This is a genomic window from Gaoshiqia sediminis, assembly GCF_025907915.1.
GTDB lineage: Bacteria > Bacteroidota > Bacteroidia > Bacteroidales > Prolixibacteraceae > Gaoshiqia > Gaoshiqia sediminis.
Genome location: NZ_JAPAAF010000025.1, coordinates 29569 through 50959 on the forward strand (window position 1 = coordinate 29569; position 21391 = coordinate 50959).

At 39.2% G+C, this 21391-nt stretch carries 13 protein-coding genes and 1 tRNA gene; 5 read left to right on the plus strand and 9 right to left on the minus strand.

The genetic code is table 11. From position 1 onward, the window contains the following. From N2K84_RS14415 to N2K84_RS14445, 7 genes are all read right to left on the minus strand, one after another. Entirely contained in the window at positions 1–2463 is a 2463-nt protein-coding gene (locus N2K84_RS14415; RefSeq protein WP_282592526.1) for a T9SS type A sorting domain-containing protein, read from the minus strand. 131 nt (positions 2464–2594) lie between these two features. Further along, positions 2595–4295: a RagB/SusD family nutrient uptake outer membrane protein gene (locus tag N2K84_RS14420; protein ID WP_282592527.1), complete on the minus strand. Its 1701-nt coding sequence runs from the start codon at positions 4293–4295 to the stop codon at positions 2595–2597. An 11-nt stretch (positions 4296–4306) separates the two neighbouring features. Then, complete coding sequence (locus tag N2K84_RS14425; protein ID WP_282592528.1) at positions 4307–7585, minus strand: TonB-dependent receptor; 3279 nt, start codon at positions 7583–7585, stop codon at positions 4307–4309. A gap of 230 nt (positions 7586–7815) precedes the next feature. Next, positions 7816–8805, minus strand: coding sequence for a FecR family protein (locus tag N2K84_RS14430; RefSeq protein ID WP_282592529.1), 990 nt, complete (start codon positions 8803–8805; stop codon positions 7816–7818). A gap of 152 nt (positions 8806–8957) precedes the next feature. After that, positions 8958–10286, minus strand: coding sequence for a Gfo/Idh/MocA family protein (locus tag N2K84_RS14435; RefSeq protein ID WP_282592530.1), 1329 nt, complete (start codon positions 10284–10286; stop codon positions 8958–8960). Positions 10287–10309: 23 nt separating this feature from the next. Continuing rightward, positions 10310–11047, minus strand: a complete 738-nt coding sequence (locus N2K84_RS14440; protein WP_282592531.1) for a 3-keto-disaccharide hydrolase — start codon at positions 11045–11047, stop codon at positions 10310–10312. Positions 11048–11297: 250 nt separating this feature from the next. Continuing rightward, on the minus strand, positions 11298–11912 hold the full coding sequence (locus N2K84_RS14445; RefSeq protein WP_282592532.1) for an RNA polymerase sigma-70 factor: 615 nt from the start codon (positions 11910–11912) through the stop codon (positions 11298–11300). Positions 11913–12291: 379 nt separating this feature from the next. Between N2K84_RS14445 and N2K84_RS14450 the strand changes: the two genes are divergently transcribed. Beyond that, positions 12292–14754: a ligand-binding sensor domain-containing protein gene (locus N2K84_RS14450; RefSeq protein ID WP_282592533.1), complete on the plus strand. Its 2463-nt coding sequence runs from the start codon at positions 12292–12294 to the stop codon at positions 14752–14754. Beyond that, positions 14735–16321, plus strand: a complete 1587-nt coding sequence (locus N2K84_RS14455) for a hybrid sensor histidine kinase/response regulator transcription factor (RefSeq protein ID WP_282592534.1) — start codon at positions 14735–14737, stop codon at positions 16319–16321. The genes N2K84_RS14450 and N2K84_RS14455 overlap by 20 nt, the downstream gene beginning before the upstream one ends. 88 nt (positions 16322–16409) lie before the next feature. On the opposite strand, the gene N2K84_RS14460 is transcribed toward N2K84_RS14455, so the two are convergent. Both N2K84_RS14460 and N2K84_RS14465 read right to left on the minus strand, forming a co-directional pair. Continuing rightward, entirely contained in the window at positions 16410–17621 is a 1212-nt protein-coding gene (locus N2K84_RS14460) for a site-specific integrase (protein WP_282592535.1), read from the minus strand. Positions 17622–17910: 289 nt separating this feature from the next. Beyond that, a tRNA-Leu gene (locus N2K84_RS14465) sits at positions 17911–17994 on the minus strand. A 291-nt stretch (positions 17995–18285) separates the two neighbouring features. On the opposite strand from N2K84_RS14465, the gene N2K84_RS14470 reads away from it, so the two are divergent. From N2K84_RS14470 to N2K84_RS14480, 3 genes are all read left to right on the plus strand, one after another. Continuing rightward, positions 18286–19419, plus strand: a complete 1134-nt coding sequence (locus tag N2K84_RS14470; protein ID WP_282592536.1) for a phosphotransferase enzyme family protein — start codon at positions 18286–18288, stop codon at positions 19417–19419. A gap of 106 nt (positions 19420–19525) precedes the next feature. After that, entirely contained in the window at positions 19526–20107 is a 582-nt protein-coding gene (locus N2K84_RS14475) for an RNA polymerase sigma factor (protein WP_282592537.1), read from the plus strand. Between the two features lie 95 nt (positions 20108–20202). Further along, on the plus strand, positions 20203–21243 hold the full coding sequence (locus N2K84_RS14480; RefSeq protein WP_282592538.1) for a FecR family protein: 1041 nt from the start codon (positions 20203–20205) through the stop codon (positions 21241–21243). The last annotated feature ends 148 nt before the right edge of the window (positions 21244–21391 follow it).

Below are 21391 nucleotides of genomic sequence, written 5' to 3' on the forward strand. Positions count from 1 at the left end.
TTACTTCCCTATAACTAACTGTTGAGAAGTACTTGTCCCGTCTCTCCTTAAAGCTTTGATGAGATAAATTCCGGGAGTCATGGCTTCTGTACTAATGCGGATATGCTCTTGTTCCAAAGGAGTAATTTCCATGACTGTCCTTCCCGAATAATCGAATAAGTATAGCTGTTTAAATAACGATTGGAGCTCTATGGAAATAAAATCTTTTGCTGGATTAGGGTAAACCCAAAAACCGCTCTCCTCTTTTTTAGGTTCCACTATGCCTGTAGTATTTGTTTCGCGCACAAGGAACAGTCCGTCAAGTTTATCTATTTTTACTTTACCACTGACTTCTTGTCCATCATTAACAAAAGGATCTTGATCCCCGGAGCCTTTTAATCGCGTGAACCTTTCACCTGGCCATATTTCGTCAAGATCAATTTCCACCTCGTGTTTAGAAGGATTGGCAATGACAAGACCTCCTTCAAACTTACGAACCAAGACATCAGGAGCTGCATATATTTCGATATCGGAGATAGTGACCGGCTCGTTTCCTTCAAAATTAAATGTCAGGGTAGCGGGATTATTGAACTGACGAAAATAAAACCCTGCATTAAAAGCGTTTTCATGCATCATAGAGGTATTATCAATTACTCTTTCAAAAGAATCGTCAAGCACCAGATTTACATTATTCATGAAATTTCCATCATTAGATCCGTACACTCCCCCGGCAACAGCGACCTGCATTATTCTGGCGGTTTCACTTGGATAATTGGCCATGGGGTCAGCTTTGACTGTGGCCCGAATAAACAGATCCTGCCCCGGACAATTTAAATTACCGAGCTGAAACTGTAAAAATTCTTGAGCATCATAATTTTTTGTCAATATCAGTTCTCCGCCTTCATCGTTTATCTGACAGTTTGATGATACTATTTTTTCATTTATATCAACACCATCAAGAACATTTGTACTTTGAGTAGCGAGCCTTATAACAGTATCAACCGGATGGCCTAGCCATCCAAGTTCATTTTCTGTCCCTTTTTTTAGTTCATCCCAAACAAAAACATTTTCACTCAGTTCTGTCCGTCCACTCGGAATGGTCTCTGCAATGGTCGCATCGCAAATTACAGCGGCCGCAAAAGCAAGCCTGATATCAGCAATCCGGTCGTCGTCTTTTTTTGATTTGATATAATTGAACTGGGGTGATTGTGAGTTTTCTGCGGCAAACAAAAGCCGGTTAATCCCACCTCCCCAATCATTAAAATCATCATCATCATCACCTGTCGGGAAATTTTCATGTTCGGTTCCATTGAGTATACCGACAGAACGCTGATGAAACCACCGGTCATAATCGGCCATAATCAGCTTTTCGTTTCCCATCAACTCTCGAAGTTTTTTTAGAAATTTTATTGCTCCAACTCCATATGTTGGGTAACCATCAATTAATCCTCCGTCGGCAATTCCGTCTGCATCAAAGTCCATTCCGCGTGCAGCCGACAGGCCTGAAATCATAGGAACATGATGGAGAACATCAAATTCGACCCCATCAAAATTTTCAAAAAGACTATCTTTCTTAAACCAGCCGGCTAATTGTTCAGCATAAATATCTCCTGCCTGCTTTCCGTTTTTATCTTTAGGACTCAAGGTTGAATGATTATAGTACCATCTCCAATTATATGAATCTGAGCCTTCAGGCCCTTCAGAAACGTGGGCTGCAGCATAAGCTTCTCCACCGTTAAATTCCAACGGATTAGTTTCATAAGCTCCCCTCTCGACAGTAATCGTTTTATTTTGATAATCAATGTCAATAAGTTTTACCTGTTCACTATAACTCCAATCAGGTTTTCCGTCCGGTGCAAGTTTACAAAGTCCAATGTCTTCATTTATTTTATGATCAGTTAGCCCAACATTTTTCTTGAAAAGATTTGGGTTTGAAACTTTTATTACCGTTTCTCCCTCCTCGGCCGGTACACTCTCTTCTATTATTGCTCCGTTATAATAAACCCAATGACCTGCAAAAAAAGGTTGCCTCGCGAAATGAGGATCCCTCCCTCTTCCACATATATGGACTATTACAGCCTGTTCGGGATGTAATGCTTTTAATTCGTTGAAGTAATTGCGCACCTGTTCAAAATTATCCACAGTTACCTCTTCCTTCACCGCTTTACCAACAAATCCCATTAAACTGCAATATGCAGGATACCATTCGTTCCAATCTGTAGTTTCTTTTCGCCCATTTTGTTCAGGCTCACGAAAAAAAATAGCCTTTGGATTTTGGTTATCCTGAAATATTTGTAATTCCTGTAATCCGCTTAAACTACCATTTCCCTGGGCATTTACAGTATAACAATGATTAAAAAACACAAAGAACAAAATACCAACGCTACCATATCTGCTATTTGTCACAAATGAATATAGTAGTGAATTGAGATAATAGCAAAGATTCTGTACAAATTTTATAGCAATGTCATTTTTTATTAACATAATTTATGGGATGAGATTATTTCAATTCTGTTGTCAGATACCCCGGCCTTATTAACTGTGCAAAGAAAATTACAACTAAAGGGCCGGGGCAATTACTGACAATAAAAATTTACTACTTAGAATGGTGATCTTTAGTAACCAGGATTTTGTTCCAGAACAGCTTCCGTATTCTTTTCAATTTCACCAAATGGAATTGGCCAAAGATTCTGATGATCGTAAAAATCGAATTGAGGATTATATTTGTTGTTTCTTTCGACAAGTAAGCCTAATCTTAACAAGGTTTCCATGCGGTTTTCCTCACCATATAGTTCCCTGGCCCTTTCGTCCAGAATATAGTCCAGGTCAACGTCCGAAGCTTCAATCGCCGGAGCTTGTGCCCGGCTACGTATGACATTTATGTCAGCTGCTGCTTTTACCAGATCGTTTTTGCCCAAATAAGCTTCTGCCCTTACAAGGTAAGTTTCAGCTAATCTTATTTGATACTCATCATGATATGTCGTATTTGCCAACGGTCCCTGTGATATCATACTCCCCACAACTGTCTGATCCTCAAGCCATAAATCCTTGGGATGGTCTCCCATGCTACTTACTTTGGCAATTAGCGGGAAAACCACTCGATTTTGATTATTGATTTTAAGATTTAGGTTGTCTGCATATATCCATTTCCCATGATGATCTGAGGCTGGATTATTCACCTTAAAATCGCGGATAATGTTATGATCTGAATTTCTGATATCCTGATCAAAACCACTATCATTCCAAATTTGTGTTAAGAAATACTCACTACAATTGATGTGTCCGTTTCCTCTTCCTCCATAATAGGTATTTACACTTGGAATTAATTTTATCGCTTTACCATTATTATTAAGCACTTGTAGATTATATAACTGTGGATTTGCCCAGGTTTCCCACCTGGTACCGCCATTACTTCCTCCCTGAGCATAATAATCGAACTGAACTACCCAGAGGGCCTCTGTGTTACCAGCCGATCGGTTGAAGTTTCCATCCCGGAATAAATCCCAATAAACGTCTCCTCCATTTGCCCATGGTATCTCAGGTATAAACTCGTCATCCATACGAGCTCCAAATCTTTCGGTCATTAATGAAGTGTTTGGATCATCAATAACTACACTTGCAGCCTGGATAGCATTATCCCATTGTTTCAGACAGATATATGCTTCTGCCAGGGCATGATAAGCTACCAGGTTACTTATGCGATAACTGGCAACCTCACTTATTCCAGGCAAATTTTCAGCCGCAAACTTTAAATCAGCAACACTCTGCTCATAAACTTCTGCCCGGGATGCCCTGACATAGTCCCTTTTGGGTTCTTTTGTTTCTTCCAGAACAATGGGTACACCACCATAAAAATTTGCTAATAGTTTAAACATATACCCCCGAAAGAATCTTGCTTCAGCCTGAATCTCCAGTTTTTCCTGTTCAGTTAATTCTGCTTCTTCAGAATCGGAATATCCAACAATTACATTGGCTTGATATATAATTTTATAAGCAGGTTGCCAGTAAGAACTATAAACAAATCCACTTGTAGGCGTTAATTGATCCGGGTAATTGCCTGCATTTTGCGACCATCCCGTTAAATCCGTACCTTCTACTTTTGAACGGGGAGGAGTTGCGAAATCGTTATCTGTAGTATAAAGACCAAGACGAAATGAATGGTATAAATTATTAATTCCCGCTTCAAAATCCGAAGGTGTAATAAAAGAATTTTCAGGCGTATAAATACTTAATGGAACTTCTTCTAAGAATTCTTTATCATCGCATGAAAAAAGAACAGTAATAGCTAATATAAATAGAATTTTAATATTTTTCATTTTAGTAAGATTTAAAATTTAACATCAATACCAAATGTAAAACTTCTCGTAACTGGTCTTCCGGACCGTGTTATACCTTCTCCTGTTTCAGGATCCCACCCGGGCCACTTTGTCCAGGTATAAAGATTTTTTCCATGAAAATACAAGCGTAGGCTCTGAATATGGTATTTATTTAAAAAATTGGATTTAAAGTCGTATGCTAAATTTACATCCTGGAGCCGGATAAAACTCCTTGGAATATAGTGCCAGGCTTTTATGCCTCCTGCTATTTCAACCCCCAATCGTTCATACCTTGCATCCGGATTTTCCGGCAGCCAAAAATCCATATTCCGGGGAAAGAGGTCCCGATTCCAAGCGGTTGAATTTGGATAAATAAAATCAAACTCATCCTGACCTAAATAATATTTATCACTTCCCTGAACAGAATTGATAAAAATGGAGAGCTCCCAGTTTTTATAGGTAAAATCATTCCCAATACTAAATCGATATGATGGTTCATTATAACCAATGATCTTTCTGTCATCAGGGTCTATCACCCCATCCTCTTTAAAATCCTCAATTTTATAACTACCAACATCTGCGGTAGCAGGAATTTCATCACCAAATTGCCAAATATCCCCATTCGTATAGTAAGTGTAAATGGTCCCTAAAGATTCTCCGATGAACAGGCCCTCGGAAACCAAATCATCTTCTTTCCCGTCGCCATCGTTATCAAAACCAAGGAGTTCTTTTAGTTCATCGCGAACTCTTGAAAAATTAAATTGGGATGTCCATTTAAAATCCGACTTATTGATATTTACCGACGAAACTGCAAGTTCGATACCATTGTTGTGCAGTTTACCCAAATTGTCCGGGAAAGTTTGAAATCTTGAAATTCCGGGAATATCAACATTATATAGGAGATCCGTGGTATTATTACTATAATATTCTATTGAGCCGCTCAAACGGCTGTTCAATACGGAATAATCTAGTCCGAAATTAATCCCCGTAGTAGTTTCCCATTTTAGATTTGGACTTGCCAGGGTAGCAATATCCTTTGCATAAAGCGAGACACCATCAGCATCTACATACCTGTAACCGTCTCCCACTTTTGCTAGGGTTTGATAACGTCCAATAGTCCGGTTTCCATTTGCTCCGTATGATACTCTAATTTTAAACTGATCAAATTCTCGGAGCAAATTATCTTTTAAAAATGTTTCTTTTGAAGCATCCCAAGCTAAAGCAACGGAGGGAAATACTCCATATTTATGCTTTTCGCTAAAACCTGAAAAACCATCTCTCCGAATAGTGCCGGTGAATAGGTATTTATCATCATATCTGTAATGAATTCTCCCCATATAATAAAGAGATGATTCCAACCATGCATCTGAAGCTGCTGTTTGTAACTCAGCAGTTCCTGCCTGTAAATTATTATACCCTAGAACATGTGAATTAAAACCTGTTGCTGTAGCTGTAGTTGATGTGTATTCCCTTTTTTCACGACCATACCCCGCCATTATATTCACGTCATGTTTTTCATTGAAACTTCTTTTATAGGTAAGAATATTATCATTTGACCATTCTGTACGTCTTCCCTCACTCTTGGCTCCACGCCCAATAAAGCTATCCGCATAAGTTTGAAAAGTATAATCACTTGTCGTATAATAATTTGTTCCAAAGTTTGTTCTAAAAGATAGTCCCTTGATAAATGGGATGTTAATGTCCGCATAGATATTTCCAAAAAGATTAATATTTTTATCTAGATTGTCAGCTTCCATTACATACAATGGATTTATCGTTGTACTATTGGGTGATGTGACATAAGAGCCGTCCTCATTGTATGCAGGAGCAAAAGGAGCATGATTATAAATCTGGGAAGGAGCAATGTTTAAACCAGAATAATCGCTCGAAGTGAAAAAAGACTGGACACCAATTTTCATCCAATCAGTCAATGAATTATCAATATTAATCCTTGCATTCCATCTGTTATAATCGTCGTTTACCATGTAGCCCTGCTGCTCGGTATATCCCATTGAAATAAAATATCCGCTTGTTTCATTTCGGTTTGCCATCGATAAATTATGCGTAAATGCGAACATATTATCATTAGTGAGGAGATTGTACCAATCTGTCGGCTTATTGTTTGAATAAGCATCAAGCTGTTCCGGTGTCGGGAAAATAGTAGTTATGTCCCAGGTTCCATTCGGTTCAAGATAGCCCGATTCCTCTGTCCGACTATCAAAAAAATATGCAGCTTCAACCCGTTGAAGGAATTCTTCGGGGCTTTCCGTTTCAAAATTTTTGCTGGGTTCCTGAAAAGAATAACTACAAGTATAGTTTATTATTGGCTTTTTACTTGCTTTTGCTGTCTTCGTAGTAACAATAATAACGCCATTTGTAGCCTGCGAACCGTAAATAGCAGTCGAGCTTGCATCCTTTAAAACATCAATTGTACTGATATCATTCGGATTGATGTCTATTAATCTGCCCCGGAAGATAACGCCATCTAATACAATTAATGGATTTTGCACACCTGAAATGGAAGTTCTCCCCCGGATGGTGATTGACGGTTGCCCTCCAACTGTATTTACCTGACCAACATTCAATCCAGCCGACGCGCCTTGCAATGCATCTGTAAGCGAGGTTGTTGAACGCTGTATAACAGATGATTCCCCAATCTGTGAAACCGAACCTGTTAAATCACTTTTTCTCATCGTCCCATAGCCTATAGCAACCACCTCCTCAATTCCAATGGTTTCTGCCTCCAATATAACATTGAGCGTGTTTTTTCCTGCAACAGGAATTTCCTGGGCTTTCATTCCAACAAATGAAAAAACCAATGAAGCGTCACCACGAACATTTGAAAGAGTATAATTCCCATCAGCGTCAGTAATGGTTCCCTGGGTTGTACCTTTAACTAATACAGCGACACCAGGTATAGGAGCTCCGGAAGTGTCAGTGACTTTTCCCAGGACCTTTTGGATATCTATCTGTTGACTTCCGGTTGAATCAGTACTTGGGCTAATGACAATATACCTATCCACAATTTTATAACTCAGACCTGTATTATTCAATATTTGGGACAGAATTTTATCAATCGTTTCGTTCTGAAATTGAGCATTAACCTTCTGAACACCACTAATTTCATCGTTTTTGAAGAAAAAATAGAATTCGCTTTGCTGTTCAATCGCATTTAAGACATCAACTATTTGCGCATTTTTCATATCCAAATTAAGGCGCTGAGACTGCGAATAGCTTTCAGAGCTAAATGCCACTATTCCAATCATTAAGAAAATAATTGTCAGTTTCATAATTCGAATTAGTTTTCTGCATCCAAAATCAGGGATGCATTTCGTTAGGTTTTTTTTCATAAATTTGAAATTTAGATGTTAATAATGACCTGGGATTACCAGGTTGTTATCAAATTTCCCATGTTGGGTTAGCGCTTTATCATGGGGACAAAATCAACCGGTATTAGTTGGTGCTAATGCCGGTCTTTTTTGGGAGTCAGTCTTTCCATAAGCAATTAGGTTTTGTTTAGCTAGTCAATTTTGGTTAATATAATTTCATTTCTATCTTCCGGATTCACATTAATCTTATAGTCAATTAGAGAAGAGAGTTTAACAACCTGTAATATTTGATCTATTGGCTTATATTTAAGGATTGTGCCGGAAAAACGGTACGATTTTATTTCTTCACTGGCAAATGTAATTTTCACATTGTACCACCGTTCTAATTTCATCGCTATCATCACCAAAGGCTCATTGAAGAATGTCATCTTTCCTTCTTTCCAGGAGGAGAAAAAACGGGTATCCACTTCAGAGAAATGAATTTTCTTATTATTTCGATCGTACCTTGCTAATTGCCCGGGAAACATCTCAGTAATCCTTGTCCCTGATTTATTTTGCAATTCTACTTTTCCTTCTACCAATGTGATTTTTTCAATTTGATCTTTTTCATAAGCATCAACATTAAAGCTGGTACCCAATACCTTGATATTTATCGATCGTGTTTTTACAAGAAACGGCCTTTCTGCATCTTTCTTTACCTCAAAAAAAGCTTCCCCAGTCAATTGAACCGAGCGTTGTTTCGTGTTAAAATGGGATGGGTAAGAAATCCGGGATTCAGCATTTAACCATACTTTGGAACCATCGGACAGAACGAGTTCGGTAATCTGTCCTGCGGGACAGATCACTTCATTCATCTGCATTGATTCAGCATGCTGACCATTAAAATAATTCTTCTGAATGCTCCAGGTAATACCAAAAGTTAAAATTATAACAGCGGCATATTTGAAGATTTCAGTGATCAGCCGTCTGGTGCGGAAAGGAACTTTGCTCTGTAACTTCAAATACTCCTCTTCGACATCGGTTATTCCGCTGCTTTTCCTGGTTAAAGCGTACGCATTCTTTAACTGGATAAACATCTGCTTATTGGCATTGCTCTCATTTATCCAACGGCGAACCTCCGCTTTTTCTTTCTGATCGGTGATTTGGCCAGTAATGTATGATATTATTTTATCCTTTTCCATATTTTTTACTTCCTAAAACTAAAACAACGAAACTTGTTTTTACCCTAGTTCAAATTTTAAAAAAAAAGAATTTCCAAATCATAAATTATCACTAAAAGTGTCATAATACAACAAATCCGGTTTCGACGAACCCGGATTTGTTGTATTCTCTATTATATTTTTGGTTCCCATCCAGGTTCGTATGTTCTTGACCAGTATTCCATTGCCTGAGCATCATTGAGTATATGACCATTGTTTTGATCAATATTTAATATCCGCCCTGTTCGTTGCGCGATATTGCCCAACTGGCAAAGAAGAACACTCTTATGTCCGGTTTCAATCTCAGCATTTAGCCTGGCACCTGTACGTATAGCATCAAGAAAGTTGTATAAATGCCCTTCATCCAAATTTCCCGAAGGGCTGGTCGTATCTAACACATTAATGTCTTCACCTTCTTTAATTTCGTCAACCAGCTTATGGTTTTTATCGAAAATCTGGAATTTATTGCCTCCATCTGTAAACATGGATCCATCTGTTCCATAAAACACTACGCCTCTTCCGCTTCCCTCAACAGGTCGACCATTACAACTGCGGCCTTCCCACATGGCCGATTTATCATCTCCAAATTCAAAATTGATAATTTGGGTATCCGGCGTTTCCCAGTCGTCATTATAATGGTACCGTCCCCCAGTAGAACTTACTTTGGTAGCATAGTCGGCATTAAAGCCCCAACGGACCAAATCCAACTCATGAGTCCCGTTATTCAGCGCCTCACCCGTTCCCCAATGCCAGTGCCAATGCCAATTGTAAGGAATAAGATTGTCCTTGTATGGGACTCGTGGTGCAGGCCCCTGCCATAATTCATAGTTCAGGCTGTCCGGCACAGGGATCACCTTTCCAATTCCAATAGGTTCACGATCGTTGGCATACCAGGCTTTGGCAAAATATACCTTCCCAATACGTCCACTGTGCAACATATCCATCGCCTCCCGGATTACACGCCAAGAACGCCTTTGCGTACCCATCTGAACAAGGCGGTTGTACTTTTTTGCAACCTGGATCATCAGTTCACCTTCCCTTGGGTTATGGCTGCAGGGTTTCTCAACATAGACATGCTTACCTGCATTACATGCCAATATGGTCGCCGGTGCATGCCAATGGTCAGGTGCTGCGATCACCAGGGCATCAATCGTTTTATCATCAAGCACTTTCCTAAAATCTTCCACCCCAACTGGTGCCTTTCCTGTAATTTTTTGAACGGTGTTGATGCCATCTTTCAAGGCATTTTGCTCAACATCACACATATAAACAATTTCGGCATTTTTCAAGCCTGACAAAGTTCTCGCCAGGGACTTCCCCCTACTCCTCACCCCCATAACAGCAACTCGTACCCGCTCATTCGCACCGATTATATTGCCTGTTGAAATCAGAGGAGATCCTACGATTACTCCGGTTGTCCCTATTGCCATTTTTTTCATAAAGTCTCTACGATTGTTACTCATAATTATTTCGTTTAAAGGTTAATTTACCTTGTTCTGATTCTAATTGAGCGAAAAGATACCTCATCTTTATGCCCCTGGAGAAGGATATGTCCTTCATTCAATTCACCGAAATTCTTATAATTTTTATATTTACTTAACGCAACCAATTGCCTGTAAGAATCGCTAAACCTATCGAACTCCAATACTTTTTGACCATTCAACCAATGTTCAACCTTCGCACCGTCGACCACAATCCGGACTTTATTCCATGTTCCGGGAGAATTAACTTCTTTGCTCTTTGAAGCCGGAATTAAATCGTACAGAGATGCCATGGTCCGGTTTCCCTCCTGCCCTAATTTGGCATCATCATGCCTCTCATCATCTATCAATTGATACTCAAGCCCCAGGTATTTCCCCTTTGAATCCGGATATTGATCGGATACAAAATATTTGATGCCACTGTTTGCGCCTTCTGTTAATTTAATTTCCAGTTCCAATTCGAAATTGGAGTATTTCTCTCTGGAAATTATGTCATGCCCGGCTGGAGTGGAATCCGTTTCAGCCAAAACCGTCAGTTCATTGTCACTGACTTTCCATCCCTCAGCCGGAAACATTCCCGATTGAGTGTCCTGCCAGGCATCTGTTGAGGTGCCGTGAAATAACCATACCCAATCTGATTTATCTGGTTCTGTTTTTTGATCATTTTTATCAAAATGACATTGCCAATTTCCTAATGCTGCTAAAATTAAAACAATAGGATAGATGAAATTTTTACTCTTCATAATAATTAAGATTTGATAACCAGCCATGGATAAATGCCAACCATTGCCGTTTGATTTAATCGTACTTATTTAATAGCTATTATTTTTTACATGCCAGAGTAACCCTCGTGATTGGTTAAGTTACCTGTAACATATACCATAATCCTACCTTTGTTCATTTTTATCTTACTACTGCTAAAACAACAAAACTTGTTTTTACCCTAGTTCACGAAATGAAAAAACAGATAAGACTGGTGGTTAGAAATGCATACTATAAATATCTTTCCCTTGCTAATAAAAAAAGTATTATCCCTGAAGAGTAATGTGTTTTCAGTTGGTCTTTTAATTGCCTTAAGGCTTTGGAGATATGCCCTTCAACTGCTTTAACTGAAATATTTAACATTTCTGCGATTTCGCGATTTTTCATTCCTTCATAACGACTAAGCTCAAAAACTTCCCTGCACTTTTCAGGTAACTGGTTTATTGCTTTGTTCAGTGTTTCCAATAATTCGTCGTAAGACAATGTATCAAGATTAAGTTGAGAAAGTGCTTCATAGTTAAGGAGCAAATCATTATAATTGTCGACTGTCCGCTTTTCAAACTTCGCTTGTACCTTTAACCTCTTTAAGTAATTAAGGCACGTGTTTCTTGTTGCCTGATATAAATATGCTTTGAGATATATTTTATCTGGAAGGGTAGTTCTTTTGCCCCATAAGTTAGTAAATACATCCTGCACCATATCTTTTGCAATCTCATCATCACCCACGTAAGCTTTAGCAAAAACCTCCAAAGACTCGAAGTAAGTATTAAAGACCGAGCGGAATGCTTTTTCCTTTCCCTGCCTTAACCTGTTTATTAGCTCAATATTTAAATGCTTTTCGTTCAATCAGATTATTTTTTAATTTCGAAGCAAATTGTACGAACTATTTTTTGTCTATATGCCTGTTCATTTGTAACAAATCTATCGATCGGAATTAGTTTCTGAACTAGGTGTGAATATATAAAATGGTTCTCACAGTCATTTAAACCAAACCGAAAAAAATACCTCCAAATCTTAACGGTTATCCGATAAAAATGCATCATCCAGGGCTCTATCAAATTTTGGGTTCTCAACTTGGCAATTTTGTATGATTAACTTGATATCGACCCAAAAATAAAAGCGAATTAGCCGAAACAGGGTCGTTCTTATTTCAATATTGGTCTTTTTCGTTTCAATCAATTATCTTCACATCATTAAATTCAGATCTGTCATAAATTGTGAGGATATGAAGGTGTCTCAAATCACATTTGTTCTTGTTTGGACATTAATTGCATGTATATCGAATTCGCTTGCTCAAAATTCCAGGTTTGATCATTTCGACACCAGAAAAGGACTTTCCCAAAATAATGTATATAGCCTCATAGTTGACTCAACGGGCTACATTTGGGTTGGTACGCTGGAAGGGCTTACCCGCTTTGATGGGAAAGAATTTAAAATCGTACATTCCTCACCTGTAAACACCAATAGTCTCCAAGAAAGTCATATCGATGAGATATCAGCATGTCCCAATGGTAATATTTGGATCCTTACCAGACAAGGAGAGATGAGATTGTATGACGCCTCTACCGAAAAGTTTATTTTTTTCCCGGACTCATGCTTTTCCCCAGCCAGAACCAATTTAATCACAAGCATGGTATCTGCATCCAATTCAAGCCTTTGGTTTACGGACAATAAGGGACTTTACCGGTTTAATTTACCTAATCTTAAAACAACCAAATACAATGTACCTTTTTCTGGTGGGTTTATTCAAACATTTGGGAAAGATGATCTCTTATATTGGGGACAAGGAGGAATTTTTCAATTAGCACCTGCCCTGTCAGAAGGCAGAAATCTGCAACAGCTTTATAGTAATCCGGTACAAACGATCTCCCGGGTATTTAATGATTCGTTGTTGATCGTTTGTTCTGATTCCGTTTTGATTTTTAATCTCAAGCAAAAAAAGAACGATGTATTGACAACGAATAACCGGCTAAAAGAGGCCCTGAAAAATACACGAATTATATCTGCTGCTGGCTATAAGGATGAAATCTGGCTGGGACTGTCTGACGGTTTGGTTCTGATACATTATCAAAATGGCGTGCAGGATGTCTCCAAATTCACTTACGATCCATACAATAATCATTCGTTTCATGGGAAAGATGCCAAAAGCCTTGCCTTTGACCGGGCTGGAAACTTATGGATTGGAACTTCAAAATATGGAATAAGTCTCTATGGCAGGGAGAAAAATCTATTTAAGCACCATCAAATATCTGTTTTGTCGAAAGCAGACCAGGAAATAGATCCGGTCAGATCCCTATGTAAAACCAGAGATGGTTCTGTATGGGTGGGATTCGACCGTTCTGGACTGGTACGTACCTCTCCAGATAACCAACAGATATTGTACAATGACATTCATTTTCCCAACGGAAAAACAAGCCCCATCGCGCGAGTCCGCTCTTTACATGAAGACTCCAGAGGAAATTTATGGATTGGAACAAACCAGGGACTTTGCATTTATAATTCGGATCACAACGTCGTGGAAGCTGTTTCCTTAGCCTTTGGTTGGGAATGGCCATCTGTGTGTTATTTTATGAAAGAATTTGATTCCGGTAAATTGACAATTACCAATAATCAAGGAATTGGAATTGTTGATCTTCAAAAAAAGACGCTTCGTGAATTACCATTTCCAGATAACCAATTGTCTCCGATTCGAAGCATGGTTAGGGATAAGAACAATAACTATTGGATAATTCTGGACAATATAGGCTTGTTTAAGCTAAGCCCGGACTATAAAATCACAAATTTCAATAGTGAGCCAAACTATCTAACAAACAGCAAACTATACACACTTGAAATTACAGCTGATATTTTATGGATCGCAAGTAGCTCAGGATTATTGGCTTTTGATCTGAATACAGAAAAAGTCGTTTCGACCTACCACGAAAGTGACGGTTTGTCAAACAATCTTGTTTACGGGATCATTGCTGATGCCAATTATTTGTGGCTTAGCACAAATAGAGGACTCAGTAGAATGATTCTTACCAATAAACATTTTGAAAGCTTTTTACCCGATGATTTATTCATGGATGACGCTTATTACAAGGACAACAAAGGAGTTATTTACTTTGGAGGTTACGATGGTTACATCGATTTCAATCCACAAACATTCCAGCGGGAGCAAATTACACCAAAGCCCATACTCACCCAACTATCACTCAATAATCAACGGATAAGTGTGGGTGATCAAGTTAACGACAAGACAATTCTCCCGGTTTCACTTCAAAAAATGAATTTGCTTCAAATGGATTACGGACCAAATTCTTTCGCCCTGGCCTTTGACGCCTTTCCTTTCAATTATCCGGACAGGACATATTTCCGATATCGACTGAACGGGTTATCGCCAGAATGGATGTATGCTGCGAACAACGAAAACAGGGCTGTTTTTGCCAACTTAGACCCAGGCAATTACGACTTCGAAGTTGAGGCAAGCCTGAACGGTAAAAACTGGAGCAAGCCGACAACCCTTAGCGTAGAGATCATTCCTCCTTTCTGGCAAGAGCCATGGTTTGAAATAATGCTTGTGGTGACCTTGCTGATATTAGGAATTGCACTTTTTCAGATGCGTGTTTATGCCATAAAACGCTGGAACAACCAGTTGAAGAGCAAGGTAGCTGAACAAACACAATCCATTGAAAAACAAAAAAAATAAGATTATCGCACAAAAGGAAAAAATGGTTGAGCTAAGCAACAGGCTACATGAAGCAGACCAAGCAAAACTAAATTTTTACACCAATGTTTCCCATGAGTTTCGCACACCCTTGACCATTATCATGGGCAATCTTGAAACCCTGAAAGACCAGGGAGTAAGTCAATTATTACTCAGAAATGTAAAACGAAGTACCGAACGGTTATTTCGGCTTGTAAACCAATTCATTGATCTCAGGAAATACGACAAAGGAGAATTAAAACTGGCAATCAGTCGGCTTGATATTGTCTCATTCACCCGTGATATTTTGGAATCCTTTCAGGAACTGGCTAACCGCCAAAACATCCATTTAAGCTTGGAGAAAAGTGAAGAAAAAATCTTCCTATGGCTGGATCAAGACAAAACGGATAAAATACTGTACAACCTATTATCGAACGCAATCAAATACACCGACAGTGAAGGATCTGTCCATGTGAGCTTTTTTCAAAAGGAAAAGGGTCTTGAGCTACGCATTACCGATACAGGTCGCGGAATTTCCGAAGAGGATCAATTGAATATTTTCAATGGCTTTTTTCGCGGGAAAGAGACTTCATATTTAACCGACGGCCACGGAATCGGACTTTCTTTGGTAAAAGCCCTAGTTGATATCCAAAAGGCCGAAATCGGCTGTACAAGTAAGATCGGATCAGGAACTTCCTTTCATATACTCTTTAAATGGGGGAACCTGCATTTTAATGAAGAAGATATTGCTGAAAATGAAGAGATCCCTTTTCTTCATGAAACAGAAACTTTACCAATACATGAAATTATATCCACTAATCTTTTAGGAGAAGAAATCTTACTGGTTGAAGATAACCCGGAATTACTTGACTTTCTCTCAACACTGCTCGGGAAATACTATAATATTAAAACCGCAGCAAATGGGAAAGATGCACTAATGAAAATTGCTAATAACACTCCGGATTTAATTATTACTGATTTGATGATGCCACGGATGGATGGCATTGAATTTTGTAAGGCTGTCAGGGAACGGTTGGAAACGAGATTCGTTCCCATCATCATCCTTAGTGCCAAAACCGATGTATCTTCAAAAATGGAAGGTTACCAGATCAACATTGATGATTACATCGAAAAACCATTTCATCCAAGTCTTCTACTGACCAGAATAAGCAGCGTGCTAAACAAACGTCAGGAAATCAGAAAAAACATAGACAACTTAATCCTAATTCCGCAGGATAAGCGTCCACTACAAAAAACAGATAAAATTTTTCTGGAAAAAGTTTTGGATATTTTGGAACTTCACTATTCTGATCAGGATTTTTCCATCGATAATTTAAGTAGCGAAATGGGTATGAGTCGTGTGACTTTTTACCGGAAAATTAAAAAAATTAGCGGTGAAGGACCGGGAGAATTTATTCGAAAATTCCGAATGCAAAAAGCGGCAACTCTGTTAAGGGAAAATAGCAAAACGATTGAGGAAGTTTGTTCTGACGTGGGTTTTCAAAGCCTCCCGCATTTCAGAAAAAATTTTAAACAAGAATTTGGAGTGCTTCCATCAAAATATCGATGAACACGTTTACTTCTGTCTCTATTGCAATCTAATTAGCAACTTACCCCTTGATTCACATAATTCAAATCTTGGTATCCCATTATTGAAATCACAAAACATCTTTCAGCTTTTCCTCCAGCTTATCCATATCTTCTGCGATTTTTTTGTCCAAAATTCTGGCATAAATCTGAGTGGTCTTCAATGATGAATGTCCAAGTAACTTTGACACTGTTTCGATTGGAACACCGTTCCCAAGAGTAACGGTAGTGGCAAAAGTGTGGCGAGAAATATGCATCGTGATACTTTTATTAATACCACAAATGTCAGCAAGCTCCTTCAAATAACTGTTCATCTTTTGATTGGTCAAAACAGGCAACAGAACTTCCTTACTTTGTATTTTCGGGTACGACTCATACTTATTCAGAATCTCCTTCGCTTTTGGTAAAACAGGGATGCGGCATCGATTATTGGTCTTTGAACGGTCAATGATAATCCACTCTTTACCTTCATCTCCCTTACGAAGGTGCGTGTGCTTTAACTTGGCAATATCTGAAAATGATAATCCGGTATAACAAGCAAACACGAAAATATCCCGAACTGCCCCCAGTCGCTCTATCTGAATTTCCTTGTTTTCAATTCGCCGGAGCTCTTCCATCGTAAGTATCTCACGATGTGTTTCTTCTAAACCAACTTTAAATCTTGCGTATGGATTCTTATCCAAATAATCCATTGAAACCGCCAGATTCAATACACGGCGAAGATGCTTGTGGTAGTTCCAGGCTGTATTTTGGTGGTTTTGGAAACTTTTTTTGATGAACACATCAAAACCATCCAAAAATTTATAATCGATTGTCCCGACAGGTATATCCGATTTCTTTAAACGCTTGTTGATAAACTCAGCCAATCGCTTTCTGGAAGACTTATAATGCTTGTAAGTTTCCATGGAATACCCCCTGTTCAGTTTCTTCTGAATGGCATCCAAATAATAGTCAAAAACAGAAAGAACTCCTTTGGAATCTTCCCTATTCAACATTTTGCACTTGATATCATTAACATCAAAATCCTCTCCTGTCGACCGTAAAAGATTGAAAATATCCTGAATTTCGGTTTTCATTCTGTCCAAACGCTCATTTGAAACCTTCGAACCCGGCACCTTGTCTCTTATCCTTTGCTTGTTTTCATCCCAGTAATCCTGCGGAATAAATATTCCGGTAGATAATTCGACACGTTTTCCCTTGTAGGTAAACCGGATATAAACAGGAAGTGTCCCTTCTGTTGTTTCCCTGTTTTTTCGCAATAAAAAAGAAATAATAATTCTCATAGCTCATAACTTTACAATAATCCCTTAATGGTCGCGCGAACGGCTTTAAAATTACTCGTTTGGGGGCTTTTCAGAAAGCCCAAAACAGGTCAAAGTGAATCAAATAAAATGTTTACAGTCAATAAATTACAAGGATTGCCGCGACCATAAAAGTCCGTCAAAGTTGTGGCCTCGATTTTGCCCCTTTTTGTAGCGTTTTGGATGGAAATTTTGGGTATTTCCCCAAAAACAAAAAGCACTTAAATCATTGAATTTAAGTGCTTTTTATTGTTTTTGATATGAGCTGTTGTGCCCAGGACGGGACTCGAACCTGCACGCCGAAACCGGCACCAGCCCCTCAAGCTGGCGTGTCTACCAATTTCACCACCTGGGCAATTTCATTTGCGTTTGCAAAACTATAAAAAATCTCAACATAGCAATAACCACAATCCAAAAATATTCTCCCTGCCGGAAGTATGCCAGGATAAAAGTAGCATCCCCGATACTTATTCGCTGATAATAAATACATTCACAACAATATAGCTGATTTTATAGGCAAACCAACTATTTTGGGTTATTAAGCATGTAGGTTCTGTTTGCATTTTTTTGTGGGAATGAGTAATTATGAAGTCAATGAATTTATCCCGAAAGATTGGGAGAACCAATCACACTAAAGTTCTTGAATATGACAAATGACCAACTTTTTAAGGTAGCCAGCCAATTCATGCCCCAAAATGAAATCGGGCAGGTCGTCCCGCTGGGCGAAGGTTTTATAAACGATACGTTTCTCGTTCATCCGATAAACCCAACTCACGCTAAATATTTATTGCAACGAAAAAATAAAGCCATCTTTCCGGACATCCCGGCTATGATGGACAATATTTTAAAAATAACCAATCATTTAAAGCAAAAAATTAGAGCGAAGGGTGGAGACCCGCAACGCGAAAGCATGACCCTAATTGCCGCCAGCGATGGACAATATTATTATCTGGATGAGAACCAGGATTTCTGGACCGCCTGTTTGTTTATTGAGGACCATCTGGTTTACGATAAGGTTGACTCTCCCCGAATTGCCTATTCCGGAGGGAAAGGGATCGGACGTTTTCAGGCCATGCTGTCCGATTTCCACGAAAAACTGGCCGATACCTTACCGGGTTTCCATAACATGCGGCACCGATTCGGGCAATGGGATGAGGTATTGAAAAACGACCCCGCTGGGCGAAAGCACCTGGTTTTAGAAGAAATCGACTGGATTGAGGGTCGCAGGGAGGAAATGATGGTGTTTTGGACATTGGTAGAGAATGGAACCATCCCCAAACGGGTAACCCACAACGACACTAAAATCAGTAACATCCTGTTCGACCAGCAGGGGGAAGTACTGTGTATGATCGACCTGGACACCGTTTTGCAGAGTCCGGTACTAAACGATTTTGGGGATGCCATTCGCTCGTATGCCAATACTGCTGCGGAAGATGAACCCAGGCTGGATCTCGTTTCTCTTGACTTACAATTGTACCGTGAATTTACCAGGGGATATCTCGAGGAAGCCAGTCCGTTCCTAACTCAAACCGAAGCTAATTACCTGGCTTTCTCGGCCCGTTTTATCACCTTCGAACAAGTTCTGCGTTTCTTGATGGACTATCTGGATGGTGACCGCTATTACAAGATCAAATACCCGGACCACAATTTGGTACGCACACATGCACAGTTCCGGTTACTGCAAAGCATGGAAGATCAGTTTGATGAAATGAACAATATCGTATTGAAAATATTCACGAATGATTTGGTCTCACTGAATGACAAAGAACATTCAGGTTAAATAACCTGCATCGTTCTAATCAATTGAAACTCATTTTCGAATCATCACAGAATGGTTATATTTGTCTTAATGTTCTTATTACAATTAATATGACAGCAAATTTCTTTTGACACCCAAAAAGCATGATATTGAATTAATCAGAGATTTTAAAAGCGGAAATGCCGGGGCATTCGAGAAACTTTTTGAAATCTACCACAAACGTCTTTACGGGTTCATTTTTGGACTGACCAAATCAAAACCCGACAGTGAAGAAATTGTGCAGGAGGCTTTTGTCAAAGTATGGGAAAACCGCAACCACTACAACGAAGTTTATCCATTTGAAGCCTACCTGTTTAAGATAGCTAAAAATGCTTTTATCAATCACAACCGGAAACAAATCAACCGGCGCATCTTTGAGAAAAACTTCGAAATATTTACAGAAATGACCAGTAACAGTGCCGACGGGCAAATCCTGTTCAAAGAAACTCAACTGATTGTCGAAGCTATCATCAATACTATGCCGCCAAAACGAAAAGAAATATTCAGGCTGCAAAAACTGGAAGGCTTGTCAAGAAAAGAAATCAGTCAAAAACTAAGCATTTCACTGGTAACGATTGACAGTCATCTGATGAAGGCAAACCAGCAGTTCATCGCCGGCTTGAAGAAATCCGGGGTGTTGGTTACGTTTATACTGTTTGTGAACATTTAGTTGTTTTAAGCCTGGACGAAAAAAATTAAAATTTTTCGACAATCAGGCTCATAGTTTTTTTTAGTTGAAGTGTATTGCTTCTATAAAACTTGAGTATGAACCAAAACAACGACCCCTTTATCCCATTGCAAAACTTACTTCAGGGAAAAGAACTTGAACCGGACGATATAAGAAACTTGTTCAAACAATACAATAGCGCGGACGGGCAGGCTGAGGTTAGCGATTTGCTGGATCAAAAATGGGAAAAATCTTCTGTCGCCCCCTCCTTAGAAATTGATTCGAAAAAAATACAAACCAATATAGCAAGGATGACCAAACCAGGCCGGAAAGATTCCGGAATTATCAAAACCTTGAGCCCCTGGTTGGCCGGTGCAGCGGCTGCGGTTATTATTACCCTGCTGATTTCTGCCGGTTTCTTTTTCGACATTCGGCTAAAAAACACAGACTTTGCCTATCTCCAGGAAGTAACAGCACCACAAGGAAAAATCAAACGACTGGAACTCCCCGACGGGACTTTGGTATGGCTCAATCCCGGCTCGTCTGTTACCTTTTCGGAAAACATGACCAAAGACGAAATACGCGACGTCAGGCTTTGGGGACAAGCCTATTTTAAAGTGGCCAAAAATCCAGGCAAACCATTCATCTTACAACTGGGCGACATTGGCTTGCGCGTTACCGGCACCAGTTTCAACGCCTCCAATTACAAAGACGACACGATTATTGAAGTAGTTTTGGAAGAAGGACAGGTGAAACTTTTTGAAGGGATGCACGAAAATGCTACACAATTTATCCCTCTCAACCCCGGGCAAATGGGCACTTACAACAAAGGGCGCAAAGGATTTAACATCACCTCTGTAGATATAAACCAATATACTTCCTGGATGGATGGCGTACTCATCTTTCGCGATGAGTTAATGTCAAACGTTTTCCGAAAACTGGAAAGATGGTACGATGTAAAAATCGTTGTGGACGATCCCAAAATAAACAACTATACCTATACAGCCACCATAAAAAACGAGAGCCTCGGGCAAATTCTGCAATTGCTTGAATTCACCTCTCAACTATCTTGCGAACAGATTACAACAACTGGCCCTCAGGCCCATAAACCCACCATCTTAATCAAATCAAAAAACTAACTAACAAAACAAAATGCCCATGAATTAAACCTATTTCAGTAAAAAAGGAGATGCGCCAACACCTCCTTTTCGTTACCGGCCCGAACATTAGCAGTGTGCAACGGACCGCAATTAACTTGAACGTTACATTCAAATTTTTACGAAATTA